Origin of the sequence: Pseudomonas sp. (assembly GCF_050739995.1) — a bacterium.
In the GTDB taxonomy this organism is placed as follows: domain Bacteria; phylum Pseudomonadota; class Gammaproteobacteria; order Pseudomonadales; family Pseudomonadaceae; genus Aquipseudomonas.
Genome location: NZ_JBOICG010000488.1, coordinates 1 through 6,595, shown reverse-complemented (window position 1 = coordinate 6,595; position 6,595 = coordinate 1). Strand labels below are relative to the sequence as shown.

The window sequence follows — 6,595 nt, the reverse complement described above, 5'->3', positions numbered from 1 at the left end:
AGTCGAACAGACTGGCGTCCGGGCGCCGTGCAACGAAGGGCACGTGGCTTTGTACGGCGGTATCGGGCTGATCGGGCTGCACCGCACGACGCGGGATGCTAGTGGGCGCCGGGGCCGCAATGAATTGCTCCGGGATCACCGCGCACACCCGAGTACCCGAGCCGGCCACCCGCTGCACGTAGCCTTCGCTGTGCAAGCGTTCGTAAGCCGCTTCAAGGGTGCCACGGGACACCCGCCAGCGCTCGGCCAGGCTGCGGGTGGACGGCAAGCGGCTGCCCGCTGGCAACTGCCGATTCAGGATCGCGGTACGCAACGCATCGTAGGCGCCCTGCTGCTTGCCGGTGTCCAAGGCATCGGGACGCGGCAGGTCCAGGGCGGATGGTTGTTTTCCTTGGCGCATAAGTGGTCCAGTCGATTCCTGCAAAAGTGGCTCACAGAATTAAACCACAAAGCCGCTAGAGTTCGGGCTCTACTCATAGGATTGAGGCTTTCCATGGCACAACGCCCCCTTTCCACCGGCTTCTGGCTGGTGCTGCTGACCGTCCTGATCGCCTTGCCACGCCTCACCCTGGACCTGCACCTGCCGGCCCTGCCCGCCATGGCCGACGACTTCCACAGCAGCGACGCCCAACTGCAATTGACCCTTACGCTGTACACCCTGGGTTCGGCAATTTCCCTGCTGGTCAGCGGCCCGTTGACCGACCGTTTCGGTCGCCGTCCGGTACTGCTCTCTGGTCTGTTCCTCTATGTCGCGGCCAGCACCGCCTGTGCCTTGTCCAACAGCCTCGGCGTGCTGATCATCGCCCGCCTGTTCCAGGCCCTCGGAGGCTGCTGTACCACGGTGATCGGCCGGGTGATCGTGCGCGACTATTTTGACCGCCAGGAACAAGCACGCTTGCTGGGGTTGATCTCCATGGCCATGGCCGTGTCCCCGATGGCCGCACCGGTGCTGGGCAGCCTGATGCTGCCCTGGATCGACTGGCGTGGGCTGTTCGTGCTGCTGGGGTTGATCGGCGCTGCGCTGTACCTGGTGGTGTATCGCCGCCTACCGGAAACCCGCCCGGCAGAAGTTGCCGCCGCGCCGCCGAGCAATCTGCTGCGGATCTACAGTCAGCTGCTGTGTGACCGCTACTTTCTGCGCTATTCCCTTGCCATCGGTTGCGTCTACAGCACCTATTTTCCGTTTATCAGCGAGTCGTCGGCCCTGCTGCAGCGCGGCTTTCACCTGTCCGCCACGGCCTATGCGCTGGTGTTTGCCGCCACGATCAGCGGCTACATGCTGGGTGCAAACCTGTTTCGGCGATTAGTGCAGCGTTTCGAACCCGACCGGTTGATCAGCGTCGGCATCGGCTTGAACCTGGTGGGCAGTGTGATGCTGGCGATGGCAACCACACTGTTGCCTGGGGAATGGCTGGCCATTGTGCTGCCCATGGTGGTGATCATGGTGTCGGTAGGCTTGGTGATTCCGGCATGCCAGCTGTCGGTGTTGCAGCCTTATGGCGCAATGGCCGGGACGGCGTCGGGGTTGTTCTTCTTTATCCAGATGTTCCTAACAGCCGTGGGCAGTTGGGTCACCGGGTTGTTGTCAGATGGCACCTCGACCCCCTTGGTGATCATGACCGCAGCGGCCAGTGCGTTGCTGGTCGCGAGCTGGCTGACACTCCACAAAAGCCCCCTCCCACAGGAGACCGAGCCAGGCTCAGGTTTATCGCGATCAGGATGATTACCGGGCTACTCGGCAAATAATTTCTATTTAATTTCAACAAGTTAAATATTTTTAGCTTCTTACTACCCTGCAACCTGCAAGAATCACCCCTGACAAGCGGGCGTTATGCACTCCACCCCGTCTGATGTGTCGGTTTTACCAACATGAAAATTTTTTTAGTAAGCCGACTATCATTTCTTGGCAAAATGCCCCCACTTCTAGTGTGAACGCTCACCAGGTAATCCTATGACACGCATTTTGACCATCGAGGATGACGCCGTAACGGCCCGCGAGATCGTCGCCGAGCTGAGTAGCCATGGACTGGACGTAGATTGGGTGGACAACGGCCGCGAAGGCCTGGTCCGTGCCGTGAGCGGTGATTACGATCTGATCACCCTCGACCGCATGCTGCCGGAACTCGATGGCCTGGCCATCGTCACCACCTTGCGCACCATCGGCGTGTCGACGCCGATCTTGATGATCAGCGCCCTCTCCGACGTCGACGAGCGTGTGCGCGGCCTGCGTGCCGGCGGTGATGACTACCTGACCAAACCATTCGCCTCCGACGAAATGGCCGCCCGTGTGGAAGTGCTGCTGCGACGCAAGAGCACGGTCAAGGAATTCGAAACCGCTTTGCGTGTAGCCGACCTTGAACTGAACCTGATCAGCCGTGAAGCCAGCCGCGCCGAACAGCCACTGAGCCTGCTCCCCACCGAATACAAACTGCTGGAATTCCTGATGCGCAACACCGGGCAGATTCTGTCGCGGATGATGATCTTCGAGGAAGTCTGGGGTTATCACTTCGACCCAGGCACCAACTTGATCGACGTGCACATCGGTCGCCTGCGCAAAAAAATCGATCCACCGGGCCTCACGCCGTTGATCCGCACGGTACGAGGTTCCGGGTATGTCATTGCTGAACCCCTCTAAGGGCTGGCGTTCCTCCAGCAGCCGCTTGTTGGCGCTGTACAGCTCGTTGTTCGTGGCGTGGAGCTGCATCCTCATGGGGGTGCTGTATTACGAGGTCTCGGGATACCTGGGCGATTTGTCACGCCACTCCCTGATGCAACGCCAGCATCTGTTCCAACGTTTCGACGGCGAGGAACTGGTGGAAGCCCTGACCACCAGCATGACCTTCGACATGAAGGGCGTGGACGCCTACGGCTTGTTCGATGAACAGTTTCGCCCACTGAGCGGACCGATCCGTGCAGTGCCACCTGACCTGCCGTTGGACGGCAAGATCCACGCCCTGGCCAACTGCGTCGACTCCGACGACCCCAAACTGCCCAAGGACAGCTGCGACGCCGTGGCCACCCACACCGAAGACGGCCGCTGGTTGGTACTGGTGCGTGCCAATGGTTCGTTATTTGGTGTCACCCGGATCATCTGGCATGCCCTGTTGTGGGCACTGTCCCTGACCATCATCCCGGGCGCTGCGGGCTGGCATTTGTTGCGCCGCCGGCCTTTACGACGCATTCGAGGCATCCAGGCCAGCGCCGAAGCCATCGTCGCCGGCGACCTGACCCACCGCTTGCCGCTGTCCAATCGCCGTGACGAACTGGACATGCTCGCCGCCATCGTCAACGCCATGCTCGACCGCATCGAGAAGCTGATGAACGAGGTCAAGGGCGTGTGCGACAACATCGCCCACGACCTGCGCACCCCGCTGACACGCCTGCGTGCGCAGCTTTATCGCATCAAGCAACAAGCCGAAGAAGACTCGGCCCATGCGGTGAAACTGGACGATGCCATCGCCGAAACCGACACGCTGATGGCGCGTTTTCGCGGGCTGCTACGGATCTCTGAACTGGAAGACCACCAACGCCGCTCGGGCTTTCTGGTGATGGACCCGTTGCCACTGCTGCGCGAATTGCATGATTTCTACTTGCCTTTGGCGGAAGAAGGCGAAATGGAGTTGGTGTTGCAGATCCCCGAGTCTCTACCGTGGATCACCGGCGACCGCGCACTGTTGTTCGAAGCCTTGGCCAACTTGCTGAGCAACTCGATCAAGTTCACACCGCCCGGCGGCAAGGTCATCCTGCGCGCGTCCAATGATGTGGGCAGCACGCGAATCGAAGTGCATGACTCGGGGCCCGGGATTCCGGTGGCTGAGCGTCACTCGGTGTTCCAACGCTTCTATCGGGTGGATGAAGGTGATCAGCAAGGCGGTTTTGGCCTGGGCCTTTCGATTGTCGCGGCGATCATCAACCTGCATGGTTTCAAGCTGGACGTCGGCACCAGTGAGCTGGGTGGCGCCCGCCTGGTGCTGGAATGTCGCCAACAGTTGATGCCTGAGTAGCGGCGCTCAAGCTAGAGCACCGCGCCCATCGCCTTGATCAACACTGGGTCGCGCCCATAGATATCGGGCGCGTACACCAACCCGCCCTGGCGGTCCACTTCCACCGTCCAATACCCCAGCAGCACCGGCACCGGCGTGGCCAGCCTGAACTCGTGGGTCGCGCCGGTGGCCAGCAATGCATCGGTGCGCGCACGTTCGGCCGGGCTCACCAGCAGGTCGCGCAACATCAACGGTTGCTCCACCCTCACACATCCCGAACTGAATGCCCGCGGCCCCTTGGTAAACAGCGGCTGGCTGGGCGTGTCGTGCAGGTACACCGAATACGGATTGGGAAAGCGCATCACGATCCGCCCCAACGGGTTGCGTGGGCCAGCGTCCTGACGCAGGAGGATGTTGCCCGGGCGCGACCAGTCCACCTGGTCGGGCGTCAGCGGACGACCTTGGGCATCGAGCACTTGCAGGTTCTGCTGGCGCAGGTACTCGGGGTTGAGGCGGATCGCCGGGAGCTTGTCCTCGCGCATGATGGTCGGCGGGATAGTCCAGGTGGGGTTGAGGGTCAACCGGGTGATGCGGGACTTGAGCAGCGGCGTCTGGCGTTCGGCACGCCCCACTTGCAGGCGTGTCTGCCACACCGGGATGCCGCTTTGGTACACGCTCAATTGCGCCGCCGCGACGTTCACCACCACACCTTCAGGCTCCAGGTCCTGGGCGAGCCAGCGGAAACGTTCGAGGTTGATGCGCAGTTGTTCACGACGCATCGCCGGGCTGATGTTGAGTTCCGCCACGGTTCCGGCGCCGATCACGCCGTCCGCTTGCAATGAGTGACTGAGCTGGAACGCCTTCACCGCCTTGACCAGTTCGTCACGGTATTGCCTGCTGTTTCCGGTCGGTACCTTGGCCAGGTAGCCTCCGCTGAACAAGCGTCGCGCCAGTTCCGGCACGCGGGGGTCTTCCATGCCAGGTCGCAGCAAGGGGCCACTGGCGACAGGATTCCAATGGGGCAAGGGTTGCAGACGCACGGTCGCGTAGGCATTGCGCAGGCTGCGATACAAGTCGGCACTGGGGCGCGCCTGGTCGAAGCCTTTTGCCATGTCTTGCAAACCCGTGGCCGCGAACGCCAGCACCTCGGTATTGGGGTCACGGGTAGGCGGCTGGGAATGCCAGAGTGGTTCGTAGCGCGACTGCTGCAAGCGCCCGTAATGCAGATCCTGCAGGGCTTGCAGGTACTGGCGACTGCTGTCGATATCGCTGCACAGCACGTTGGCCGTGGCGTCTACCGCAGGCAGGCTATAGTGGGAAGGGTCCAGGCCATCATCGGCCAGCAGTTGCAACTGGGCCTGCAACGCTGGGCGGCGCTCGCCGGTAGCCCACAGCGGCGCATCACCCTGCTGCTGGTAGAACGCTTGCAGGCGCAACAGCGCCCCAGGGTCGATGTGCGGAGCGAGGCTTGGGCAAACGCTGGAGAGTTGCGCCAGGGCCAGTTGGATCGGGCTGGATGAGGCCACGGGGACTGCGTCTGGCGGCAACGATTCGGCTGTCGCGACCAGCGGTGCAACGAGCAAGCAAATGCTCAAGTAACATGCGTGTTTTTTGAACAATTGACCTGGCTCCAATCCACGGCGGGGGACGCTTTGCAGATGCTGAATTTTATTGGCCGCCTCGGCTTGATCACCGTGACCCTGGCTACGCTGAGCAATTTTGCGCTCGCCGCCAATCAGACGTCTCCTAACTTGTATAGCAGCCTGGCGCGCTCGGCTCCAGAACTCAATCCCACCGTCCTCAAAAGCGCCCTGAACGCGGTGCAGTGTGCGGTCAATAACGGCGAAGAACGTTCGGATCGCCTAGCGGTTATTGACTACTCCCAGCCTTCGACCGCTCGTCGGCTGTGGATCTTCGACTTGCGTAAAAAGACCCTCGTGCTGCGCGATCTGGTGGCCCACGGCGCGAAGTCCGGGGAAAACTTCGCGACGCAATTCTCCAACCGCGAGGGGAGCCACCAGTCCAGCCTGGGGCTGTTCCGTACCCAGGAAAGTTACCTGGGCACCCACGGTTACTCGTTGCGCATGGACGGCCTGGAGCCCGGCTTCAATGATCAGGCCCGGGACCGCGCGCTGGTGATTCACGCCGCCGACTATGTCAGCCCCGCGTGGAGCAAGCGCGAAGGTCGCATCGGTCGCAGCCAGGGCTGCCCGGCCGTACGGCCGCAAGTAGCGCGCAAGGTGGTGGACAAACTCAAGGATGGGCAGTTCATGTTTTCCTGGTACCCGGACCAGCATTGGCTGAAGTCCTCGACCTACCTCAATTGCAAACCCCAACAGGTGGCCAGTAGTCGTACAATCCGTGGCGGATAGCCTGTCCCCACAGATAAAAGAGAGCACCGCATGCTTCTACATAAGTCCACCTGGATCGAGATCGGGCAGTTTCTGGAGCGCAGCCGCACGGTGGTGATCCCCATCGGTTCCAATGAGCAACACGGTCCCACCGGCCTTTTGGGCACCGACTGGATGTGCCCGGAGATCATCGCCCATGAGGCGCAGAAGAACGCCGACATCCTGATCGGCCCGACCTTCAATATCGGCATGGCCCAGCAC

At 61.6% G+C, this 6,595-nt stretch carries 7 protein-coding genes; 5 read left to right on the top strand and 2 right to left on the bottom strand.

Features of this window, described 5'->3' with window-relative positions; genetic code table 11:
• Positions 1-400: GntR family transcriptional regulator (locus ACRESD_RS16150; protein WP_431751841.1), on the bottom strand; the 400-nt coding region annotated here is incomplete at its 3' end.
• Positions 401-493: 93 nt separating this feature from the next.
• On the opposite strand from ACRESD_RS16150, the gene ACRESD_RS16145 reads away from it, so the two are divergent.
• The 3 genes from ACRESD_RS16145 (at position 494) to ACRESD_RS16135 (ending at position 4,004) form a co-directional block, all read left to right on the top strand.
• Complete coding sequence (locus ACRESD_RS16145) at positions 494-1,723, top strand: multidrug effflux MFS transporter (protein ID WP_431751840.1); 1,230 nt, start codon at positions 494-496, stop codon at positions 1,721-1,723.
• A 228-nt stretch (positions 1,724-1,951) separates the two neighbouring features.
• The gene (locus ACRESD_RS16140) at positions 1,952-2,635 is read left to right on the top strand and encodes a response regulator transcription factor (RefSeq protein ID WP_003219726.1); all 684 of its coding nucleotides are present in this window, start codon (positions 1,952-1,954) and stop codon (positions 2,633-2,635) included.
• Positions 2,613-4,004 carry a sensor histidine kinase gene (locus ACRESD_RS16135; protein WP_431751839.1) on the top strand — a complete coding sequence of 464 codons (1,392 nt, stop codon included), beginning with the start codon at positions 2,613-2,615 and terminating at the stop codon, positions 4,002-4,004. Before ACRESD_RS16140 ends, ACRESD_RS16135 begins: the two co-directional genes overlap by 23 nt.
• Positions 4,005-4,015: 11 nt before the next feature.
• Here ACRESD_RS16135 and ACRESD_RS16130 read toward each other — a convergent pair whose 3' ends face one another.
• Entirely contained in the window at positions 4,016-5,602 is a 1,587-nt protein-coding gene (locus ACRESD_RS16130) for a L,D-transpeptidase family protein (protein WP_431751838.1), read from the bottom strand.
• Positions 5,603-5,641: 39 nt separating this feature from the next.
• On the opposite strand from ACRESD_RS16130, the gene ACRESD_RS16125 reads away from it, so the two are divergent.
• Both ACRESD_RS16125 and ACRESD_RS16120 read left to right on the top strand, forming a co-directional pair.
• A complete protein-coding gene (locus ACRESD_RS16125) occupies positions 5,642-6,355 on the top strand; it encodes a murein L,D-transpeptidase catalytic domain family protein (protein ID WP_431751837.1) in 714 nt (237 codons plus the stop codon).
• Positions 6,356-6,385: 30 nt separating this feature from the next.
• Positions 6,386-6,595, top strand: a 210-nt coding sequence (locus ACRESD_RS16120; protein ID WP_431751836.1) for a creatininase family protein, incomplete at its 3' end; no start/stop codon positions are given.

Coding starts and splice junctions, on each gene's coding strand:
- ACRESD_RS16145 (WP_431751840.1), top strand. CDS start 494: ATGGCACAACGCCCCCTTTCCACCGGCTTCTGGCTGGTGCTGCTGACC.
- ACRESD_RS16140 (WP_003219726.1), top strand. CDS start 1,952: ATGACACGCATTTTGACCATCGAGGATGACGCCGTAACGGCCCGCGAG.
- ACRESD_RS16135 (WP_431751839.1), top strand. CDS start 2,613: ATGTCATTGCTGAACCCCTCTAAGGGCTGGCGTTCCTCCAGCAGCCGC.
- ACRESD_RS16125 (WP_431751837.1), top strand. CDS start 5,642: ATGCTGAATTTTATTGGCCGCCTCGGCTTGATCACCGTGACCCTGGCT.